Source organism: Kribbella sp. NPDC020701 (genome assembly GCF_055562215.1).
In genome coordinates, this window is sequence record NZ_JBVHFT010000030.1 from 1 (window position 1) to 21152 (window position 21152).

Genomic DNA, 21152 nt, shown 5'->3' on the forward strand with positions numbered 1-21152 from the left:
GTCTGGATCCTCTTCAACGCCGCCGGGGTGAGCTCGTCCAGGGCTCGCCACACCGTCGGCGCCGACGCGACTGCTCCCATGACCGGCGCTTGGTGACGCAGCACCTCGATGTCAGCGATCACCTCCCCACCATCGGCGAGCATCACTGCGACATCGACCAGCACCCGACCCCGGTCGTGGACCGGGGTGAACGACCGACGCTTCAACGCCTTGGACAGCTCACCGGTCAGGCCGGCCCGGTCGGCCAACATCCGGGTCGCGACACTGCCCGCGTGCGCCACGACACCGGTCCCGTCGCCGGTGACTGACAACCCTGCAGACCACGAAGTACGCTTCACCTACCGAGTGCCCGTTCCGTGAGAAGTTCTTGACTGTCGCAAGTCCAAGAATCCCTTACAGGACAGGCACTTCGGTGCTTCTACGGCACGAGTCGGCCGATCAGCCGTGAACTGTCCGGGCTAGGTGCAGGCCCCAGGAGAGGAGGCAGCACGCGAGTCCGACGAACAACGCGGACGGCAAGGCTCGTAGACGGCCCGGGGTGTGCATGCGAGACCGCCGGAACAGTTCCATCGATCCTTCGTAGATGAGGATGACGAGTGGGGTCGCGACCAGGAACGCGATGAACTCGGCCACGACGTTGCCGTCGGGTCGCTCCCGGTCGGCGAGGAGCAGCGACATCAATGCGACGGTGACGAGGAAGCCGACCAATCCCAGCGAGCGCCGCACGCGCCCGCCTTCGACGCCGCTCATCCACCCGAACGCCTTGTTGATCTCGGTCTCGTTCTTCTCATAGGTCTTGTTGAACAGCTCAGCCGGAAACGCCACGAGCAGGAAGAACAGCGCGGCGAGTGCGAGCACAGCCAGCACGGCCACCAGCGACATCTGGAAGTCCACCGGGAACGGAACGGACATGGTCGCCAGCACCGGGTTGACGTGCTTCACCGGCGGCGGAGTCGGTGGAGGGGAAGGCGGCGGTCCGGTCGTCGGCGGCACCACGGCAGTCGGCGACGGCCCCACCGACGTGGTCGGCGGCGCCCCGCCCGAACTGGTCGTCGGTTCAGGCGTAGGCGTCGGGCTGCTCGAAGGCGTGGTCGTCGGCGGCGTACTCGGCACCGGCGACGAGGTCACCGTGGTGGGAGGGTTGATCGGCGTACTCGCGGTCGGGGTCGGAGTAGGCGTCGGCGTCGTGGGGAGCACCACAGTGAACCGGAGCGAGTAGGTCCCAAACTTCGGGCACCCCACCGCCACATGGGTGTCCCCGGCCGGGGCGTCATCCGGTACGGCGAACTCACCCCGGAACGCGCCTCTCGACGCCTTGAGAACCTCCGCCTCCTTCAAGGCCTCCCACCTCACCTCGACCGTCACGCAGGGGGTGAAGCCGTCACCCTGAACCTGCACCCGATCCCCGGGAGCCCCGGACGTCTTGTCGACCTCGAGGCCGACCACTGCGACCTGCTCGTATTCCTCGCTCTTCGAGCAAGGCGCACTCAAAGTCAGCAGGTTGCCCGATTGAGCCTTGGTCGGTACAGGAATCTCAGCCGACAGCGACTTGTCGTCGTTCAAGGGCACGTCTATCGAGTCCAGATCCTGAGGAGGATCTCCGGCCAGCTGCCAGACCAACTTCGCTTCCTGAGGGCAAGCAACCAGGCCCGTGCCGTTCACAGTCACCATGTCGCCGGCCTGCACGACGTACGGCGTCACCGTCAGGTCGACTGGCGGATTCGGATACGCGGCTGCGGTGGTGATGACGGCAAGGGCCAGGGCCGCGAGGGTAATTATGACGACCTGGGCGTCGCGGGATCTCCTGGTGGTGCGGCGTGGTGCCGTGGTGCCAGGGTTGTTTGTGGTGCTGCCGGCCGACCGGCAGTAGTTCCGCCCCGAATGCATGAATTCCCCCGGGAAAGCCGGTGACCCCGTGTGTCGGGTCCCGGTCCGCCCTTCCCGGAATTCATCCAGCGTGCAACCCGGCCGGCAGCAGCGTCAATGCTATCTCCGAGTTACCAGGAATTGTCATCGCTATTCACCCAATTGCTTCAATCAATCGACCGGAAGAATGCCACCTACGCCGGCGCCGACCGACCTCATCGGCCGGGTGGCCAGGGTGATGCAGTTGGCGCCCTGCGTGGCCGGTGCGTCCGAAAGCCACTGACCGGTCCCGTCCGCAACGCGATGTATTTCCCGGCTCGTCTCACCGGTCCGAGTGACAAGAGGCTAGGTCCGATCCTCCGGCCGGCCATGCCTCAGGAGGGGCGACATGACCGACGCGCGGGGAACGGGGAACGCGGCCCCCCGGTCCGCCGGACCGGCGCTGCGGAGCAAGCGAGTGTGGATCCCACTGGCCATCGGGGTTCTGATCGTGCTCGGATCGAACTTCCTGGGCGGCGACGTTCCGACGGTCGTGTACATCGCGACCGGCATCGGCCTCATCGTCTGGAGCCTGTTGCGATTGCTCGGCTCGATCGACGAGCAATCCCGGCACCATCGGGACATCTGGCTGGCTACGGCAGTGTGGCTCGGCGGGTTCGTCCTAATTGGCATCTGGCTGCTGGCCAAGGTCGATGGTCTCGGGGTTGTCGGCTCGGTCGCCGGGTACGTCGCCTTCGGGCATCTCCTGCTCGCGGCCCGCGCCAGCACTCGCGGCGCACCTTGGAGAGGCGGCATCGTCCTGGCGATCTGCGCAGCGGGCTTCATCGCCGGCTGGCTCGTGGTGATGCCGTCAAAGGACCCGGGTGGGTGGTGGCCGTGGGTTCCGCTGATTCTTCTGGGCGGCTCAGTCGTGCTCGCTCCGGTAGGCGTGTCACTGCTATCCGCGGACTTGCTCCGCCGCCCCGCCGTCATGGCTCGGCGTACTCGCAACATCAGGATCCTCGCCGTGGTCGGCGCACTCTCCGTCGGTGTTCTGGCGGTCGTCCTCCTGCAGCAACTCGGACAGGTCTATTGGCCGGTACTCGCGTTCGGTGTCGCCGGGTTCTTTCTGCTCGGCCTGATCGCGGCGCGAACGCAGGCCGATACCGTACTGGTCGCCTTGGCGCTGTTGGTCATGGCTGTGATCGCGGCGCATCCTGCACCGGCTCCGCCCGAGCCGCGTCCCGGCCGGATGATCGTCGCACTGGGCGACTCGTACATGTCCGGAGAAGGAGCCGGTTCATTCTTCCGGGGCACCGACGACGCCGGCGCGAACGAGTGCCGCCGGGCGCCTACGGCCTACCCCTTCGTCTTCGCCAACAATCGCGGCGCGAGGGACTATCCGGCCGGCGTAGTCTCATTCGCCTGCTCGGGCGCCCGGACCTCACATCTCAACCTGCCCGCAGGCAGCGGTGTTCCGCAGTATCCGAGCGAACCGGTGAACGGCACCGCTGGCCAGACCCAGTTCCAGCAACTCGAGGCCTTGCTCGACCGGCGCGCCGCGGACATCGATCTCATTCTGCTCGGCATCGGCGGCAACGACTCCGGATTCGTAACAATCGGAACGACGTGCATGGCCCCCGGACACTGCGACGACCTGGAGAAGCTCTGGACCGGAAACCTCCAGAACGTCCGCCGCGCGATCCGGACCACCTATGCCTCGCTCAAGTCGATCCTCGAACAGCGGGACCTCCGGATCCCGGTCCTGGTCGTGCCCTACCCCGACCCGATCGCGGCGCGCAGGTGCCCGGACATTGCACTGGCCCAGACCGAGATCGACTTCCTGCACCGATTCATCGACCAGCTCGACATCGTGATCCGGGACGAAGCCGTTGCGGCCAAGTTCCTCTATCTGGACACGATGCGGACAACGTTCGTCGCGAAAAGGCTGCGGCTGTGTGACGGCGGACCGAAGACCGGGGTGAACTTCCTCAGCGCGCAGTCGATCAACGGATCAGTCGAAGCGCAGGTGTATCCCAAGAACTGGGTGCACAACAGCCTCCATCCCAATGAGGACGGTCATCAGCAGATGGCGGACACCCTCGCGGCCTGGCTGAGCGCACACCCGCCGCGCGACCAGACATACGCCGAGGCGCCAACAGTCCTTCCGCCGGAGGTCACCCCGCCCTGCGGTCTGGCTGAACTTGACGTAGAGAAGACCGGCAAGCGTTGTGCCGATGAGGCGCAGCGCTGGGCGCTCGGAAAGATCAAGGACCGGATGCTGCCGAGTGTGCCGCTCATCGGAATCCTCCTCGCTGGCGCCTGGCTGCTGTGGATAGCCGAGCTCGGCAGGTACCGCAATCACACCGGGATCCTGCGCCGAATCCATGACAGCCTTCGAAGACTGAGCGCAAGCTCCGCGAAGCCATAGGGTGCGGGCCACGAGGTCGATCTGATTCGTCCCCGGTTTCCACCACGAGGTACGTCGTACTCGATCCATCGCTCATCGTCCTCCGCGGCGAGCAGAGGCACCTCGCCCGTCCGCACCGCACCCCCACGATCAGGAAACACTCGCGCCAGATCGTCACAAGACGCAAAGCATGTTCCTTCACGGGCACATGGGATGGCGTGTGTCCATCCAGGTCAGTGCTGTGGGAAGCAGGCGGCGACGGCCAAGCCGTCCACGAAGTCGTTCATCTCGTGGCCGGAGTGGCCCTTCACCCACTGGAAGGCGACATCCCCGCGCTTGATCACCAACTCCACCAGGGGCTCCCAGAGGTCCCTGTTGGCGACCGGCTTCTTTGCTGAGGTGAGCCAGCCTCGCTCGAGCCAACCTGTGTGCCACCCGTCGCGGAAGCAGTTGACGACGTACGTCGAATCCGACACGACCAGCAGCGGACCGTCGTTGGCCCGCACGGCCTCGAGGGCGGCACGGATCTCCATCCGCTGGTTCGTGGAGGCAGGCTCGTGACCAGCGGCATACTCGGTCCTCGACAGGGCCCAGGCCCAGCCTCCAGGTCCAGGGTTGCGCGAGCAGGCACCGTCGGTGAACACCGTGCGCGCGCCGACGGGGACTGTCATGTCGGCCGGACGAGGACGGCGGGCGCGGGCTGGAGGCATCAGAGCGAACCACTACTACGCCGGCGCATCCCGACAAGCACAGCCTGAAGGCGGCGTACCTCGCCGGACGCTGAAACAGGTGGTTCAGCGTCCGGCGGGCGGCCGGGTCGTGCCGCCTTGTGTTTGCGGCCGGCGGGCCGCTCGCGCCGGGAATCAGTTGCCATCAGCAACCGCACGATCCGCACTCGGGCTCAGCGCGAGACAGATCAGTGCAACGCGACCGTGAGCAGTAGGACTGACGATGCCAAGGCTTCGACGTCGTGGCGCTGCGGCGGCACCGCGACCAGATCACCTGGACCGAGCTCGACCTCCGCGTCACCCGCACGGACGCGCACACGGCCACGTAGGCAGAGCAGCGAGGCGTCCCCGGGACTCTTGTGCTCACCCATCACCCGACCCTCGGCAAGCGCCATGAGCGTCTGCCGGAGACGGGCACCGGGCCGGCCGTAGACCGTGACCGAGCTGCGCCCACTCTCGGCCGAAGCTGCCTTCGCAAGCCGCTCAGCAGCCAAATCGTCGATCGACGAGACATCCATCCATCGATGATCGCACGGCGAGAGCCTGAACGGCGATGCACAAGGTCACGGCCGGCGAGCACAGGTCACAGACGCTCGCCGGATGCGGCCCTGAACAATCTCACCTCGCCTATCGCGCCCACGGAGAGCTGGAAACCGCGCTCGAACTGGCCAACACCGCGCTCGCTCACGGATCGGGACGAGCCGTCCGACCCCGATCTGCAACACAGGGCGCTGGGCCTATGCCCGCCGGGGGTGAAGACGCGGAACGGAAGGCAGGCACGGGCGCCGAGCCAGTGGTGTGGGACGAGCCGGCCGGCGTCGGTACAGCGACCGCTCCCACCGGGACTGCCGGTCCTGCCCCTGGCCCCTGGCGCGCGGCGAACGTTGCGCATGGCAACCGACTCGACGCGTCGGCCGGTGCCGGTGCCGAAACCATCAAGGAATGGGCCGATCGGTCGCCAGGCGGCTGAGCGTAAGCTCCATCCGGGCGGCAAGAGCATGGGCGTCGAGGGACGCCGGGTCGGTGGCCAGACCGATGCCGAGCGATCCGGCCCAGCTCAGCGCGCCCAACGCGAGCGGGGCTCCCGGTGCGAGGGGCAGGATCGGGTACACCCGAGCGATGCGGACCCCTGCCATCGACAAGGGCACTGGCGAGCCGCGCATGTTCGAGATGATCGCGTGCAGGAAATGGCGGCCGTACACAGTTCTCGCGAACCACGCGGCCGCGGGCTCGGGCAGGGCGCGCAAACCCTTCGCCGTCACGAACCGCGACGCCACGACCCGGCTCGGAGTACGCGCGCGAGCAGTACGGCGACCGACTTCGGCGATCAGTCCCTCGATCGGGCGGCCATCGATCGGCACGTCGACCATCACCGCCGCGGTGCCGTTGGTCTCGGCGGCGGTACCAGGGCCGCGCACCGTCTGCGGAACCGCGACCCGCAGCCGGCCTCCGAGCCGGATGCTGAGTTCAGGATGGGTATCCGCTACTGCCTCGGCGACGAGGGCGAGAACGACATCGGTCACCCGCACCTGCCGGGTGGAGGCAGCCCCGCAGACGGCGGCAAGATCGAGGTCGGCGGTGGCGAAGTCGCGCCGTGTCGACGTGGCCAACTGCCCGCCCGCTCCCCCGTCGGCGGCCAATTGCGCGAGTCCTACGATCGTTGCCGTGGTCAACCGAACGTGTCCTCGCGCAGGAGCCGGCGGGCTCGGAAGTTCGATCCGGGGACGGAGTAGGTTCAGCGCCTGCAGCACCGCACCGTTTCCATCAGCAACGGCATGATGCAGGAGAAGAATCATCGCCGTCCGGCCAACGCGGCCGGGTGCGGGGTGAGTCGAGGACCGCACCGGCCCGGCATCGCGCACTATCACGATCTGCCACAGCGGCCGGTCCCGAGGCATCGGGGTCTCGGCAAGCTCGGCGACGATCCGCCGCAGGCCGTCCTGGCCGTCCGGACAGCGGCGCACGCTGATGTGCGACGTCCAGTCGATAACGGGAACGTCGACCCAGCGGGCTCGGTGCCAGCGTGTCGCCGGCTCGAGCCGTTGGCGGAAGCGCGGCAGCCTCTCGAGCTCGTGCCGGACGACGTCGCGCACACGCTCGACGGACAGGGCCGCCTCGTCGCTGGTCGGCTCGAACATCACCAGACCGCCCAGGTGCTGCGCCGCGCCGACGGTCTCGACGTGGAGGAAGAACGCGTCGCATGACGGCACGACCAGCCCAGGATGCGAGGTGCGATCGCCGGCCCGCCCCGCGGCAACGGCTGCGCGGGACAAAGGACGACTGAGCCTGTTGGCGCTCGTGGTTCCTCCAGCGGGGTGCGGTCTCCATTCTCGCCCCGGACGGCCCGGACAGCGCCGCTGATGTCAGGCCGGAACCGACCTCCGCGAGGTCGGTTCGCAAGTTCTGGGTACCGTCGATCACGACCAGTCACTTCAGTCGAGCGAGAAGGGCGACACCGATGGCGATCAACGCAGTGCTGGCAGTGACACCGGTCGCGGAAGTCGACACGGCATGCGACTGGTACGCCTTGTTCTTCGGGCGTCCAGCCGATCAGCGACCGATGGACTCCCTGGCCGAATGGCACTTGATCGACTCGTCACCTGCACCGGTACCGGGGGGAGACCAACTCGGCCTCCTCGAGACCACCTGACGCCCAAGATCTGGCTGCCTGCATTTGCGTTCTCCGCGGAGAGACGAGCGGACTAAGGTGGGCCGATGGACCAGCAGACCGCTCAGGACTGGCTCGACCAGTACATCGAGGCGTGGATGTCCTACGATCCGGGCGACATTTCGACGCTGTTCAGCGAGAACGTCGCGTACCGCTACCACCCGTGTGACGAGCCGATCTCCGGTCGGGACGCCGTCGTTGCATCCTGGCTCGGACAGAGCGCGTCGGGCGACGCCTCCACCCGCGACGCGCCCGGCACCTACGAGGCCGAGTACGCTCCGGTCGCCGTCGACGGTGACACCGTGGTGGCCACCGGCACTTCGCGGTACCGCGAAGTGTCGGACGGACCCATCGTCCGCACCTACGAGAACTGCTTCATCATGCGCTTCGACGGCGAAGGACGCTGCCGTGAGTTCACCGAGTACTACCTCCGCCGCCCCTGAACGCTACGGGCAACGACCGCTCGGCACTCGGCGAATGAGGTTGCGACTGCGACACCGAGCATCAGATGGCTCAGCTCTCCAGGCCGAAGCGTGTGGTTAAGGAGTGTGTCGCCGGCCCTGCGCGCCACGGTCACTGTCTTCTGGCGCTACCAGACCGCTGGCCTGACCGCCCGGCTACGTCACCTCGCGCGACCTCACGCCTGAGCTCCGACCGGCGACCACAAGCCCGAACTCAGCCTGATGTTCCGGATGGCGGGGTCGGTGATTTCATGGTTGCGTGGAGCACGATCAGGAAGAGCTCCTCGAAGTGGGGAGCGCTTCGGGGCGTGGGCGCCGGAGGGCCGTGTGGGTTCTGGTGCTGGTGGTGCTGCTGGGCCTGATTGTTCTGCGTGCCTCGACTGATCGTCCGCGACAGCAGGCGGTGCCGAGTCCCGCCCCGTCCGAGCTGATCAGCACGGTGCCGGACGGGCCGCCGGCGACGGCGTGGCCGACGGCGTCGGGGGCGTGTGGGGTGGACACGCTGTTGCCTGTCGTGTCGAGTGCGCCGCCCGCGGAGCACACCGGGATCCAGGTGCTGCTCGGCGGAGACAGGGTGCGACTCGTCGACTTCGACAGCGGCCACGCGACGACCTTGCCTGGCGCGGTCGTCCGTCCGGGCGAGTACGCCGCTGTGCTGGCCGGTGATCCGATCACGGCGTACGCGACCACCGGGTCCTGCAACGAGACAGCTCCCGAGGCGATGTTGCGCATCGGCGTCGATCACCGGGTGAGTTCTGTCCGCCCACTCGGTCCCACCGAGTGGGCGCTGACCGACGGCAATCGCGTCTGGATCGCTTCCTTCGCCAGCGACCTCGACTCCCCCTACGAAACGATCACTCCAGTCACCGGCGGGCAGCGGGTGCGGCTGCCGCACGGCTTCTCCGCATCCGCGATCGTCAGCGACACGATCGTCGGGCAGCTGCAGCCCGATCCGGGAATCTCACCGACCTGGCTCGCGCTCGTCGATGCACGTACCGGTCAGTTGCAGGCCAAGCTCGACCAACAGGTGGCCCCGCTCGCCGCCGGCGCCGGCCAAGTCTTCTGGACCAGCGGCTGTGACGACGACGCGTCACCGTGCACGCTGCACCGCCGGGCGATCGCTGGCCGGGAGACCCTCGGATCCCCACTTCCAGGCCCCGCGTGCTGCGGTGTCGTCAGCCCTGACGGCACCAGAGTCGCCTTCCTGATCGAACGAGCATCGACAGACTCAAATTTCGAGGGCCATCCGCTCCCGCCCATGGACATCGCGATCATGCGACTCGACACCGGCCGGCTGGACCTAGTGCCAGGGATCGAACTGCCCACCAAGTCGCAACCCGGGCTGGCGTTCGCCGGCCGTGATGACTGGTTGGTGATCGCCCTCGACGCGGGCTCCCGCACCCGACTCCTCGCCTGGCGGCCCGGACTGCGGCAGCCCTACGAGACGACCGCACTTCCAGGCCTCGTACACGACCCACCGACGCTCGTTGTCACCAGCCACTGACCACCTCGTTCTCGTTGCTGCCGGCAACCAGAGGGTCAGGGTGATGCGGGCGCTACCTCGAAGTGTGTGACCGTCGTTTCCCGGTCGAGGAGGTAGTCGTCGTCTTCTGGGTAGTACTTGGCGTGATTGATGTCGTCGCCGGCGAAGGCGCGGATGTGGTCGAGGTCGGTCCACCAGCTCAGGGTGATGATCTCGGTCCGGCCGTCACCGAGATCGCGGGTGAGCAGCTGGGCACCCTCGTTCCCCGGAGTACGGCGATAGCCCGCCATCCCCGTGCGCTCCACGATCTCGACGTACTCTGCCGCCTTCTCGGTACGTACCCAGCCCCGCCACATCCGCGCAATCATGCAGCCACCGTAGCGGGACGCTCACTCACTGCGGAGGCGATGTCGAAATGAGCCTTCTTCGTTTACCGTGGCGGTGGGGGTGGTGGCGTGGGGGCGGACCAGCTGCGGATCAGTCTGCTCGGGGAGTTCACGGCGTCGTACGGCGGCGCCGTGCTGGATCTGGGTGGGCGGCGGCAGCGCGCCGTACTCGCTGTACTGGTGCTTGCACGCGGCGAAGTCGTTCCGGCTGAGCGCCTTGCCGACGCGGTCTGGGGAGAGCATGCGCCTGGCAACACCGCCGGCGCCCTGCAGTCCTATGTCTCGCACTTGCGCCGCAGCTTGCAGCCCGGAGCACCGGCTCGCGCGCGGTCCGCGGTCGTCGTCCGCGAGGGTCCTGGATATGCCGTGCGACTGCCTCCTGACGCCGTCGATGCCTGGCGGTTCGAGACGCTGCTGCAGAAGACCACGACCAGCCCGGCGGAAACTGAGGCCGTGCTGCGAGAGGCGCTCGCGCTGTGGCGCGGTCCGGCGCTGGTCGAGTACGCCGACGAGCCCTGGGCCGGGGCCGAGATCGCCAGGCTGACCGAGCTGCGAGCCGTGGGCCGGGAACGGCTCCTCGCCGCTCGTCTCGATCTCGGGGAGGCGGCACTCGTCGCTGCCGAACTCGAGGGGATGGTCGCCGAGGAGCCGTTGCGGGAGGAGCGGTGGCGGCTGCTCGCGCTCGGGTTGTACCGCGCCCATCGGCAGGCCGACGCGCTGGCCGCGTTGCGGCGTGCCCGCGAGACCCTGGCCGACGAGCTCGGCGTCGACCCCGGTCCGGCCCTGCGTGAGCTGGAGGCGCAGGTACTCGCGCAGTCGCCCGAACTGGTTCCCGCGAAGCAACCGCGGGAGGAGAAGGGGCCGACAACGGCCGCGAACCACAACGGCCTCGTCGACCGGGACCGCGAGCTCGCCGCACTCCGTTCGATGCTCGATGGTCTCGCGGGCGGGCAGCCCGGCCTGCTGTTGGTCGAGGGTCCGGCCGGGATCGGTAAGACGCGGCTGCTGGCGGAGGCGCGCAGGCTCGCGGCCGAGCGATCGGTGCGGGTGCTGTCGGCCCGCGGGAGCTCGCTGGAAAGTGCCTTCGCGTTCGGCGTCGTACGCCAACTGTTCGAGGCGGAGGTGGGGCGGAGCGACGAGCTGTTGCGCGGTGCCGCGGCAGGAGCCGGGGCCGTGTTCGACATCGCCGACGGCGGCCGGGCCGAAGGCTTCGCCGTACTCCACGGCTTGTACTGGCTGGCGGTCAACCTCTCGGCCGAGGGACCACTGGTGCTCTCCGTCGACGATGCGCAGTGGTGTGACGGCGCCTCGCTGCGCTTCCTGGCATACCTGGTACGACGGCTCGCCGCCGTACCCGTGCTGGTACTGGCAACCCTGCGCACCGGCGAGCAAAACGAACACGAGGACCTGATCGCGGAGCTGGCGCTCGAACCCGAGGCGCTGGTCGTACGTCCGGCACCGCTGTCCGTGGAGGCGACCGCCGAACTGGTGGAGCGCCGGCTCGGCGTACGACCCGCACCCTTGTTCGTGACCGCCTGCGAGCGGACGACAGCCGGCAACCCATTCCTGCTCTGCCAACTGCTCCAGGCTCTTGCCGCGGACGGCGTCCGGCCGGATGCCTCGCACGCCGACCGGGTCGTGGCAGTCGGATCGCGCGCGGTCTCGAGCCGGGTGCTGCTGCAGCTGCGCAGGCTGCCACCCGAGGTCGTGGTCGTCGCCAGCGCCGCCTCCGTACTCGGCGATGGTGCCACCCTGCCGGCGGTTGCGGCATTGGCCGGGATCCCGGAAGACCGAACCGCGGAGGCGCTGGCCGCACTCGCGCGTACCGAGATCGTGCGGGACGAGCAACCAGTGGCGTTCGTGCACCCGCTCGTCCGAGACGCGGTGTACCACGCGCTGCCGGCCGCCGAGCGGGGCCTCTGCCACGAGCGGGCCGCATCGGTCCTCAAGGAGGCGCGGACGAGTGACGAACTGATCGCGGCACACGTACTGCTGGCGCCGCCCCGAGGTGACGAGAACGTCGTGAGCCTGCTCCGTACGGCGGCACGCGGGGCGGCCGAGCGCGGAGCGTCGGAGAGCGCGGTGACCTACCTCCGCCGGGCACTCACCGAGTCGCCGACTGGCTCGTGGCGAAGCGACGTCGTGCTCGAGCTCGGGATGCGAGAAGCGCCGGTGGACGGAGCGGCCGCCGTCGAGCATCTGGTGCAGGCCTACCGGCTGCACGACGACCCGCGCGTCCGCAGCGAGATCGCCATCGCGGCCGCCTCGACCCAGGTGTTCGCGAGTCCGCCAGGAGTCGCGACGGCCTTCGCCCGGGAAGCCGCCGCGGCGCTCCCTGACGGACTGGCCGACCAGCGCCAGGCGCTCATCGCCATCCAGCGCATCAGTGGGTTCATGCACAGCATCGGCGACGGCTGGCAGGCACCCGCCGAGGAGCCCGAAGGGCAGGGGCCAGGATCGCGGATGCTGGCCGCCACGGTCGCGTTGGAAGCGGTTCTGGCCGGCAGTGACCGGGAACGGGCCATCGCGATGGCCCGTTTCGCGCTCGACGGCGACCAACTGATCGCCGTCGACGACGGGCTGTTCTGGGTCAATGCCGCCGCGGTCCGGATCCTGTCCGACGACGACATCGGCGACTTCTGGAGCCGGGCACGCGCCGCCAGCCACGCGCGGGGATCGCTGTTCGCGACCCTGTCCACCAGCCTCTGGGAGGGGTTCTGGCAGTGGCGGCGCGGTGAGCTCGAAGCGGCCCTGGCGTCCCTGGCGGCCGCCCTCGACCAGGATCGCCTCTGGGGAGGTACGCGGGTGGGCGAGCCTTTCGCCCGCGCCTTCCAGATCGGCTGTGAGCTCGATCGGGGCGACCTCGCTGCGGCCCGCCGGGCGGCCGACGCCTTCGCCGATGGTGCGGCGTTCGGCGAGGGAGGTCGCGTCTACCAGCAGGCCGTGGCGCGTCTGCTCGTCGCCGAGGGTCGCTGCGACGAGGCGCTTGTCGTGCTCGGCAGTCCGCAGCCGACCGAAAACGGGATCGCCATCGTCAATCCGGCCTGGAACCCGTGGCGGTCCATCAAGGCCGCAGCGTTGTACGGGCTCGGCCGTACGGCGGAGGCCATCGAGACAGCCGAGGAGGAGTTGGCTCTGCTCCGGGTCTGGGGCGCGCCGAGCTTCCTCGGCAGGACACTGTGCATGCTGGGCGAGTTCCGGGGCCGCGCCGGCCTCGACGACCTCGTGGAGGCGGTGAACCTGCTTTCGTCGACGCCGGCGGCGGTCGACCTCGCCCGCGCGCAGTGCGCGCTCGGCAGCCACCCGGACGTGGCGGACGATGACGCGATCACGCTGCTGGAAGCGGCAAGCCGGTTGGCGGAGGAGCGAAGCGCCGGTCAAGTTCGCGAGCGCGCGCTGGCTGAGCTCGCACGGCGCGGCCGCCGGATCGACCCAGGCTTCAGTGGCTCAGGAATTTCTCAAGTCGGGGCAGGGACGATGACGTACGACCAGAACGGGAGGCTCCAGTGACGGTGCAGCAGGGTCTCCAGGCCGCGAGCCTTCGAGGGCTCTGCGGCGGCGCCGTGCAGCTTCCCGGCGACCCGGCGTACGACATGGCGCGCGCACCCTGGAATCTGGTGGTCTCCGACTATCCCGCGGCCGTCGCCTATCCCGCGATCCCCGAGGAGGTCGCCGAGGTCGTCCGCGCCGCCGAAGCCGCCGGCCTCCAGGTCGCGCCACAGGGCACCGGCCACGGCGCTCCGGCGCTGGGCGGCAGGCTGGCCGATGCAGTACTGCTGCGCACCTCCGCGATGACTGAGTTGAGCATCGACCCCGCGACCCGGATCGCGCGCGTCGGCGCCGGCGTCCTGTGGGGTGATGTGGCGGAGGCGGCCGGGAGGTACGGGCTGGCAACGCTCCATCCGTCCTCCCCCGACGTCGGCGTGGTCGGCTATTCGCTCGGTGGCGGGATCGGTTGGTACGCCCGGCGACTCGGTCTGCAATGCAACTCGGTCACCGCAGTCGAGGTCGTCCTTGCCGACGGCACCTTCGTACGGGCGACTGCCGACAGTGACTCCGAGCTGTTCTGGGCCCTCCGTGGTGGCGGTACGCCGCTCGGGGTCGTCTGTGCGCTCGAGTTCGAACTCCAGCCGATCCAGACTGCCGTCGCCGGGTTCCTCGCGTGGGACGGGACGGCCGTCGACCAGGTGCTGCCCGGGTGGGTCGAGTGGTGCGCGGACGCACCCGAGGACGTGACGTCGTCGTTCCGCTTGGTCGACGTACCCGATCGTGGGTCGATGCCGGCCGAGGTCCGTGGCCGCCGGATGGCCATCATCGACGGCGCCGTACTGGGCGACGACGCTTTCGCTGACGCCGTACTGGCGCCGTTGCGCGCACTCGCTCCGGAGATGGACACCACCGGCCGGGTCCCGGCCGCCGACCTGGTCAGGCTGCACCTCGAGCCGGAAGAGCCGACCCCCGCGTACGCGAGCAGCGCGCCGGTGGCCGAGCTTCCCGACGCGGCGATCGCCGCCGTCATCGAGGCTGCCGGGCCGCGCTCCGGCACGAGCCTCACGATCGTCGAGTTGCGCCAGCTCGGCGGCGCGCTGTCCCGGCCGGACCCGGACGGCGGCATCCTGTCGCACCTCGATGGCGCCTTCCTCGCACTAGGTGTCGGGCTGGGGCTCGAACCCGGGGACTGGCCGCGGCAGCGCGACGACGCGGCGCGGTTCCTGGCCGCGGTCGGGCCATGGTCGACCGGAGGCAGCTATCTCCCGATGCTCGACGACAGCAGCGATACGCGCAAAGCGTTCCCGCCGGACGTCCACACCCGGCTGACCGCGATCCGTCGCAGGGTGGATCCGGGCGGGCGCTTCATGGCACCGCATCAGACTTGAGCCGGTCTCTCAAGTCGGTCACAAGCAATCGTCAAGCGCTCCGGGACACCGTCGATCTGTCATCACAACAACGACAGACCGAACAGGAGAGTTCGATGACGATCGCTCTTGACCGCGCCACCACGCGGCAGCACGCCTCCCTCGAGGAGCTTCGCAGTCGCCTGACCGGCGAGGTCCACACGCCCGACGACGAGCAGTACGCCGGGCTGTCCACGCCGTGGCTCCTCGCCGTACCCATGCAGCCGACCGCGGTTGTCGCCGTAAGCACGGCCGAGGACGTGGTTGCCACCGTCCGCTTCGCCCGAGCGAACGGCTACACCGTTGGCGTCCAGGCCACCGGCCACGGTGCCAACAGCTCGTACGCCGGACATCTGCTCGTGGTGACCAAGGGCCTGGACGAGGTCACGGTTCACCCCGAGGGTTGGGCTCGTGTCGGAGCCGGCGTCAAGTGGCTCCCGGTGATCCGAGCGGCCGCGCGGTACGGGCTGGCCCCGCTGAACGGGTCCACCAGCGACGTCGGCGTGGTCGGGTACACCACCGGTGGTGGCGTCGGCCCGATGGCCCGCACTTACGGTCTCGCCGCGGACAAGGTGCGCGCGTTCGAGGTCGTCACGGGTGACGGCGAGTTCCGTCGGGTCACCCCGACCGAGCACCCGGATCTGTTCTTCGCGCTGCGGGGCGGTAAGGGCGCGACCGGGATCGTGACGGCGGTGGAGTTCGACCTGGTTCACCTACCGACCTTCTACGGCGGTGCGGTGTACTTCGACGGTGCCGACGCGGAGCGCGTCATCGACCGGTGGCGTCAGTGGTCGATGTCGCTTCCCGAGCAGGCGACGACGTCGTTCGTGCTCTTCCAGCTCCCCGACGCCCCCGGCATTCCGCCCGCCCTGGCGGGCCGGATGACTCTTGGCGTCCGGTTCGTCTGGACTGGGGCCGCGGACGAGGGCCGCGAGCTGCTGGACCGGATCCGCGCCGTCGCTCCGGTGATCCTCGACGACGCTGACGAGAAGCCCTACCTGGCCGTCGACTCGGTGCACGCGGACCCGGTCGACCCGATGCCCGTCGTCGACCCGGCCATGCTGCTCACCGAGTTCACCGACGTGACCGCGAAGCGGCTGCTCGACGTGGCCGGCTGCGGGTCGGGGTCACCGCAACTGATGGTCGAGATCCGCCAACTGGGCGCCGCCTACGCCCGGTCGCCCGAGCACCCGGACGCCTTCTCCCACCGCGCCGCCGGCTTCAGCGTTCTCGCCGTCGGCATCGCGGAGGACCCCCGCGTCCTACCGCACTGGGACCGGCTCTCCGCGGAGCTGTCCGAGTGGGACACCGGCGGAGTGTGGCCGAACTTCGGACCTCCCCACGACGCCCTGACGGCACACCGCGCGTACGACGAGCAGACGCTTCGCCGCATCGTCGAGGTGAGCCAAAAGTACGACCCGGACGGCGTCCTCCAGATCGGCGAATACGCCCGCGCAGTCGCCGGCTGACATCCGCAAAGCACGAAGCCCGCGCGGCGGAGCCCACCCTCCGCCGCGCGCGCATGCCCGGTCCTGCAGGTTTTCCACAGGCTACGAAGTCGCCCGTCTCCGGCGTGTGAAAGCCCATATGTTCTTTGGGCAAGGAGGTGCTCGATGAGTGCTGGCAAGGACCGAGACCGTCGCCGGAATGATCGTGACCGCGGACGACGGCGTATGGAGAACGACGGGAATCGGCCGCACGCGGCCCTGGTGCCGCTGACGGTGACCCAGGCGAACCGGCTGGTGCGTCTGGCGGAGAATGCGGTCGCGGAACGCGGGTTACCGATGCGGTACGACGGAGCAGCGGCGCTGGTGCCGATCGAAGCCGACGGTGATCCTGCGAAGGACCAGATGTTCGCGGGTCTGGTGAATCTCGCCCGCACCGTCGCCGGGTTGCCACGACAGCAGTGGCGCTCCGCGGTGGCGGCGCACTTCGATCAGATGGTCCCCGAGGGCGGACCGCCGACGATTCCGGACGACCTGGAGGGCGAGCTCTACCTTCGTCTGGTGCGTGCGTCCACCATCGAGCCCAGCTGGGTCGAGCGTGTCCCTGAGTTCGTGCCAGGTGTGCTGACCGCACCCGCGAGCTACGCCGGGCGCGCTGTCGCGATGCATTTCGACATCGACAGCCTCGGGGTGCCCTGGGAGGAAGCCGCCCGAATCGGCCTGGCGAACCTACGCCGGCTCAAGGACGAGGTCGAGCACGTGCGACTTCAGGGTGCCGAGATCGCCATGATCACCGGCGGGATGTTCACCGCCTCCCGGGCACTCGTCCTCGACACCGTGCTGCGCGAATCGCTCCGGGTTGAGAATCCCCCATTCGGCTGCCTCGTAGCCATGCCGGCACGAGACATGCTGCTCGTGCATGTGTTGCGAGATCAGACCGTGGTCAATGCCGTCGACGTGCTCGTCAGACTCACGACCTGCTTCTTCGCCGACTCGCCAGGCCCCGTCAGCCCACACGTCTACTACGTGACGGGCAACGAGTGGCAGCAGGTGACCGACTATTCGACCGGCGCCGTCCGCCTCCAGACCGCCGGCCGCCTCTCGGAAGCCCTGCAGCGCCTCGACACCGACGCGAACGCTCGCCGGCGTCCCACATGATCGGCCCGACCTCCAGACCAAGCCACTCGTGGCCATCGAACGACAGGTCCAGCCCAGCCGGCAACTCGGCAAAACCCTTGCGGCGTTGGCGTTGCTACCAGCCTCCGACGGTTGCAATTGATCCAGCCGTGGTGCGTTGTGCCGTAGCGCGGCCCGTCGTACAGGAGCGTGGCGATCCGCACCGCATCAGCCGGGCTCCCGGGTGTACGCCAGCCCGGCCGGACACCCCTTCTGTCTCCGCTCGGCCTGACTTCCGGGTCGAGGCGTCGGCGGTATGTTGCTGATGGCAACAGCTTCCCCGAGAAGCCGAGTACGGAGCAGGTGCCGCGGTCAGCCTCCTTGAGGTGCTCGTGGGGACGGATCGCACAGCGACGCTCTATATCCGAACTGTCACGATTCGGTGACAGAGGCATCATCCCATGGCGTCCACAGTGCGAGATACATAAGGTTCCGGGAACCCGGACGGCCGGGTGGACTGCTGGGGCTGCTATCACCACAAGGACGGGTGACGGGCAATGACGCTGGGGGTATCCGAGGCGCAGTCTCCGGAAGATGGCCTGCCGGCTGACTATCTGGCCGAGACAACCGAGGCCAAGCAGATCGAGGGCCGGTCGCTCGGCCAGATCGCCTGGGCACGGCTGCGCAAGGACAAGGTCGCGATCGTGAGCGCGATCGTGATCCTGCTGATCATCGCGGTGGCGTTCCTCGCGCCCCTGATCGTCAAGCTGAACGGATTCCCGCCGGACCAGTTCAACAAGCTCGATGCGAACGGGAACCCGCTGCTGAACACGCGGGACGGCGGCATCCCGATCGGCGGGTTGTGGGGCAGCGGCACCAGCTCCGAGCACTGGCTCGGCGTGGAGCCGCAGAACGGCCGGGACGTCTTCTCCCGGCTGGTCTACGGTACCCGCGTCTCGCTGCTGGTCGCGCTCGGCGGCACGATCATCGCCGTCGTGCTCGGCACCGTGATCGGGATGGTGTCCGGGTACGTCGGCGGCTGGGTCGACACGCTACTCAGCCGGCTGATGGACATCATGCTGAGCTTTCCCTCCCTGCTGTTCGTGATGGCTCTGACCCCGGTGATCGCCTCGCGCGGCCAGGACCTGTTCGGCATACCGGACGACAACAAGCTGCGGATGGGCGTGCTGATGTTCGTGCTCGGCTTCTTCGGTTGGGCCTATCTGGCCCGGATCGTCCGGGGCCAGACTCTGTCGCTGCGCGAGCGGGAGTTCATCGAGGCGGCTCGATCGCTCGGCGCGGGGCCGCTCTACGTGATCTTCCGGCAGCTCCTGCCCAACCTGCTGCCGACTCTGCTCGTCTACACGACGCTGCTGATCCCGAGCTACATCACCGCGGAGGCCGCACTGTCGTTCCTGGGCGTCGGAATCAAGGAGCCCACCTCGTCGTGGGGCCGGATGATCGCCGACGCGTCGAACTGGATCGAGAGCAATCCGCTGTACCTGTTCTTCCCGGGGATGGCGCTGTTCATCACTGTGCTGGCCTTCAATCTGCTCGGCGACTCGGTCCGCGACGCTCTCGACCCGCGCGCCGGAAGGAGCTGACCGATGGGCCGCTTCCTGATCCGCCGGCTACTCCAGTCGGTGCTCGTCCTCGTGGTGATCAGCGCGATCACGTTCTTCCTGTTCTGGGCCACCCCGGCGAACCCCGCGTTGCTGATCTGCGGAAAGAACTGCAACACCGAGACCGTCCAGCAGGTCAACGCGACGTACGGATTCGACGATCCCCTGATCGTGCAGTACGGCCACTACATGCAGGGCCTGATCAGCCCGGCCGGCCGGACGATCGGTTCGGAGGGCAACGAGCGCAACTGCCCGTGGCCGTGCTTCGGGGAGTCGTACCAGAACGGCATCCCGGTCTGGGACTCGATCACCGACTCGTTCCCGGCGACCTTGTGGCTGGCTACCGGGGCCGCGATCTTCTGGCTGGTCGCCGGCGTACTGCTCGGCCTGGTCGCGGCGCTCCGCAAGGGCAAATTCATCGACAAGTTCAGCGTCGGGCTCGCGTTGTTCGGCGTCTCCTTCCCGACGATCGTGTTCGGTTACGTGCTGTTGTACCTCTTCATCGTCAAACTGCAATGGATCCCGTTCCCCGACACGGCGAACTCCGCCTTGTTCACCGTCGGTCCGGTGAAATGGCTGCAGTTCTACATCCTGCCCTGGATCACCCTGGCGCTGGTCTTCGCGGCGCTGTACACCCGGCTCACCAGGGCGAGCATGATCGACACGATGAACGAGGACTACATCCGCACCGCTCGGGCCAAGGGACTCGACGAGCGGACCGTGGTGTTCAAGCACGGGCTCCGGTCCGCGCTGACGCCGATCGTCACCATCTTCGGCCTGGACGTCGGCGGCCTGCTGGGCGGCGCGGTGATCACCGAGCAGATCTTCAGCATCACCGGCCTGGGCAAGTTCTCGATCGACTCGGTGCTCAGCAACGACCTGCCCGCGATCATGGGCGTCGTGCTGTTCGCCGCCATCTTCGTGGTCGTCGCGAACATCATCGTCGACGTCCTGTACGCCGTCATCGACCCGCGCGTGCGGTTGTCCTGATCAGGTGAGGTGACGTGGTGACCGAATCCGAGACAGTGGCCGTGCAAGGGACTCCAGGCATTGGCCGGCCGTTCCTGGAGGTCAAGGACCTGCAGGTGCACTTCCCGACCGACGACGGCCTGGTCAAGGCGGTCAACGGCCTGAGCTTCGGCCTCGAGCGAGGCCAGACTCTCGGCATCGTCGGCGAGTCCGGTTCCGGCAAGAGCGTGTCCAGCCTGGCCATCATGGGCCTGCACAAGGGCAGCCGGGCGCAGGTGACCGGCGAGATCTGGCTGGACGGCGCCGAGCTGGTCGCGATGTCCGTGGCCGAGATCCGGCGGCTGCGCGGCCGGAAGGTCGCGATGATCTTCCAGGACCCGCTGTCGGCGATGCACCCGTTCTACCGGATCGGCGACCAGCTGACCGAGGCCTACCTGGTGCACAACGACGCCCCGAAGTCGGTGGCCCACAAGCGTGCCGTGGAACTGCTCGACCGCGTCGGCATTCCGTCGCCGGACAAACGGTTCTACGACTACCCGCACCAGTTCTCCGGCGGAATGCGGCAGCGCGCGATGATCGCGATGGCGTTGATGTGTGATCCATCGCTGCTGATCGCCGACGAGCCGACCACAGCCCTCGACGTCACCGTCCAGGCCCAGATCCTCGACCTGATGAAGGATCTGCAGAAGGAGTTCAACTCCGCGATCATCCTGATCACTCACGACCTGGGCGTGGTCGCCCAGATGACCGAGAACGTGGTGGTGATGTACGGCGGACGGGTCGTTGAGGCAGGCAACGTCCGGGACATCTTCTACCGGCCCGAGATGCCCTACACCTGGGGCCTGCTCGGCTCGATCCCGCGCGTGAACCGCACCGGCGCAGCGCGGCTCAAGTCGATCCGCGGTACCCCGCCGTCGCTGATCAACCTGCCCAAGGGATGCCCGTTCCAGCCACGCTGCGACCACCAGAAGCACGTCGAGGGGCTGTCTTGTACGGCCGAGTTGCCGGAGCTGCTGCAGATCGGTGAGGCGGGGCACCTGGTCCGTTGCCACATCGAGTCCGGGCAGCGCAAGCGGCTGTTCGCCGACCAGGTCAAGCCGAACTTGTGATGGCCGAGGAGCGCC

Annotated in this window: 16 protein-coding genes and 1 pseudogene; 11 read left to right on the top strand and 6 right to left on the bottom strand. The window is 68.3% G+C overall.

Annotation, left to right across the window (positions count from 1 at the left end; genetic code table 11):
- Positions 1-311 (bottom strand): annotated as a pseudogene (locus ACZ3HV_RS41570) (IS1380 family transposase); the annotation flags it as partial.
- A gap of 127 nt (positions 312-438) precedes the next feature.
- The gene (locus ACZ3HV_RS41575) at positions 439-1887 is read right to left on the bottom strand and encodes a hypothetical protein (RefSeq protein WP_465693127.1); all 1449 of its coding nucleotides are present in this window, start codon (positions 1885-1887) and stop codon (positions 439-441) included.
- A gap of 367 nt (positions 1888-2254) precedes the next feature.
- On the opposite strand from ACZ3HV_RS41575, the gene ACZ3HV_RS41580 reads away from it, so the two are divergent.
- The gene (locus ACZ3HV_RS41580; RefSeq protein ID WP_465693129.1) at positions 2255-4276 is read left to right on the top strand and encodes an SGNH/GDSL hydrolase family protein; all 2022 of its coding nucleotides are present in this window, start codon (positions 2255-2257) and stop codon (positions 4274-4276) included.
- A 212-nt stretch (positions 4277-4488) separates the two neighbouring features.
- Here the strand turns inward: ACZ3HV_RS41580 and ACZ3HV_RS41585 are convergent, their stop codons facing one another.
- The 3 genes from ACZ3HV_RS41585 to ACZ3HV_RS41595 form a co-directional block, all read right to left on the bottom strand.
- Entirely contained in the window at positions 4489-4926 is a 438-nt protein-coding gene (locus ACZ3HV_RS41585; RefSeq protein WP_465693131.1) for a ribonuclease H family protein, read from the bottom strand.
- A gap of 245 nt (positions 4927-5171) precedes the next feature.
- Positions 5172-5501 (bottom strand): cupin domain-containing protein, encoded by a 330-nt coding sequence (locus tag ACZ3HV_RS41590; RefSeq protein ID WP_465693132.1) that lies wholly within the window; start codon positions 5499-5501, stop codon positions 5172-5174.
- A gap of 417 nt (positions 5502-5918) precedes the next feature.
- Positions 5919-7256: a wax ester/triacylglycerol synthase domain-containing protein gene (locus ACZ3HV_RS41595; RefSeq protein ID WP_465693134.1), complete on the bottom strand. Its 1338-nt coding sequence runs from the start codon at positions 7254-7256 to the stop codon at positions 5919-5921.
- Positions 7257-7441: 185 nt separating this feature from the next.
- Here ACZ3HV_RS41595 and ACZ3HV_RS41600 point away from each other — a divergent pair, with 185 nt between their 5' ends.
- The 3 genes from ACZ3HV_RS41600 (at position 7442) to ACZ3HV_RS41610 (ending at position 9616) form a co-directional block, all read left to right on the top strand.
- Positions 7442-7633 carry a hypothetical protein gene (locus tag ACZ3HV_RS41600; protein WP_465693136.1) on the top strand — a complete coding sequence of 64 codons (192 nt, stop codon included), beginning with the start codon at positions 7442-7444 and terminating at the stop codon, positions 7631-7633.
- Between the two features lie 65 nt (positions 7634-7698).
- Positions 7699-8094, top strand: coding sequence for a nuclear transport factor 2 family protein (locus ACZ3HV_RS41605; RefSeq protein WP_465693138.1), 396 nt, complete (start codon positions 7699-7701; stop codon positions 8092-8094).
- Positions 8095-8437: 343 nt separating this feature from the next.
- Positions 8438-9616, top strand: coding sequence for a hypothetical protein (locus ACZ3HV_RS41610; RefSeq protein ID WP_465693140.1), 1179 nt, complete (start codon positions 8438-8440; stop codon positions 9614-9616).
- 35 nt (positions 9617-9651) lie between these two features.
- On the opposite strand, the gene ACZ3HV_RS41615 is transcribed toward ACZ3HV_RS41610, so the two are convergent.
- Positions 9652-9963, bottom strand: a complete 312-nt coding sequence (locus ACZ3HV_RS41615; protein WP_465693142.1) for an antibiotic biosynthesis monooxygenase family protein — start codon at positions 9961-9963, stop codon at positions 9652-9654.
- An 87-nt stretch (positions 9964-10050) separates the two neighbouring features.
- Here ACZ3HV_RS41615 and ACZ3HV_RS41620 point away from each other — a divergent pair, with 87 nt between their 5' ends.
- The 7 genes from ACZ3HV_RS41620 (at position 10051) to ACZ3HV_RS41650 (ending at position 21137) form a co-directional block, all read left to right on the top strand.
- Positions 10051-13491: a BTAD domain-containing putative transcriptional regulator gene (locus tag ACZ3HV_RS41620; protein WP_465693144.1), complete on the top strand. Its 3441-nt coding sequence runs from the start codon at positions 10051-10053 to the stop codon at positions 13489-13491.
- Complete coding sequence (locus ACZ3HV_RS41625; RefSeq protein ID WP_465693146.1) at positions 13488-14858, top strand: FAD-binding oxidoreductase; 1371 nt, start codon at positions 13488-13490, stop codon at positions 14856-14858. Before ACZ3HV_RS41620 ends, ACZ3HV_RS41625 begins: the two co-directional genes overlap by 4 nt.
- 95 nt (positions 14859-14953) lie before the next feature.
- Positions 14954-16345 carry an FAD-binding oxidoreductase gene (locus tag ACZ3HV_RS41630; RefSeq protein WP_465693148.1) on the top strand — a complete coding sequence of 464 codons (1392 nt, stop codon included), beginning with the start codon at positions 14954-14956 and terminating at the stop codon, positions 16343-16345.
- A 144-nt stretch (positions 16346-16489) separates the two neighbouring features.
- Entirely contained in the window at positions 16490-17479 is a 990-nt protein-coding gene (locus tag ACZ3HV_RS41635; protein ID WP_465693150.1) for a DUF1444 domain-containing protein, read from the top strand.
- A gap of 515 nt (positions 17480-17994) precedes the next feature.
- Positions 17995-19041, top strand: a complete 1047-nt coding sequence (locus ACZ3HV_RS41640) for an ABC transporter permease (protein ID WP_465693151.1) — start codon at positions 17995-17997, stop codon at positions 19039-19041.
- Between the two features lie 3 nt (positions 19042-19044).
- Positions 19045-20049, top strand: a complete 1005-nt coding sequence (locus ACZ3HV_RS41645; protein WP_465693153.1) for an ABC transporter permease — start codon at positions 19045-19047, stop codon at positions 20047-20049.
- Positions 20050-20066: 17 nt separating this feature from the next.
- A complete protein-coding gene (locus ACZ3HV_RS41650) occupies positions 20067-21137 on the top strand; it encodes an ABC transporter ATP-binding protein (protein ID WP_465693155.1) in 1071 nt (356 codons plus the stop codon).
- Positions 21138-21152 lie beyond the last annotated feature (15 nt).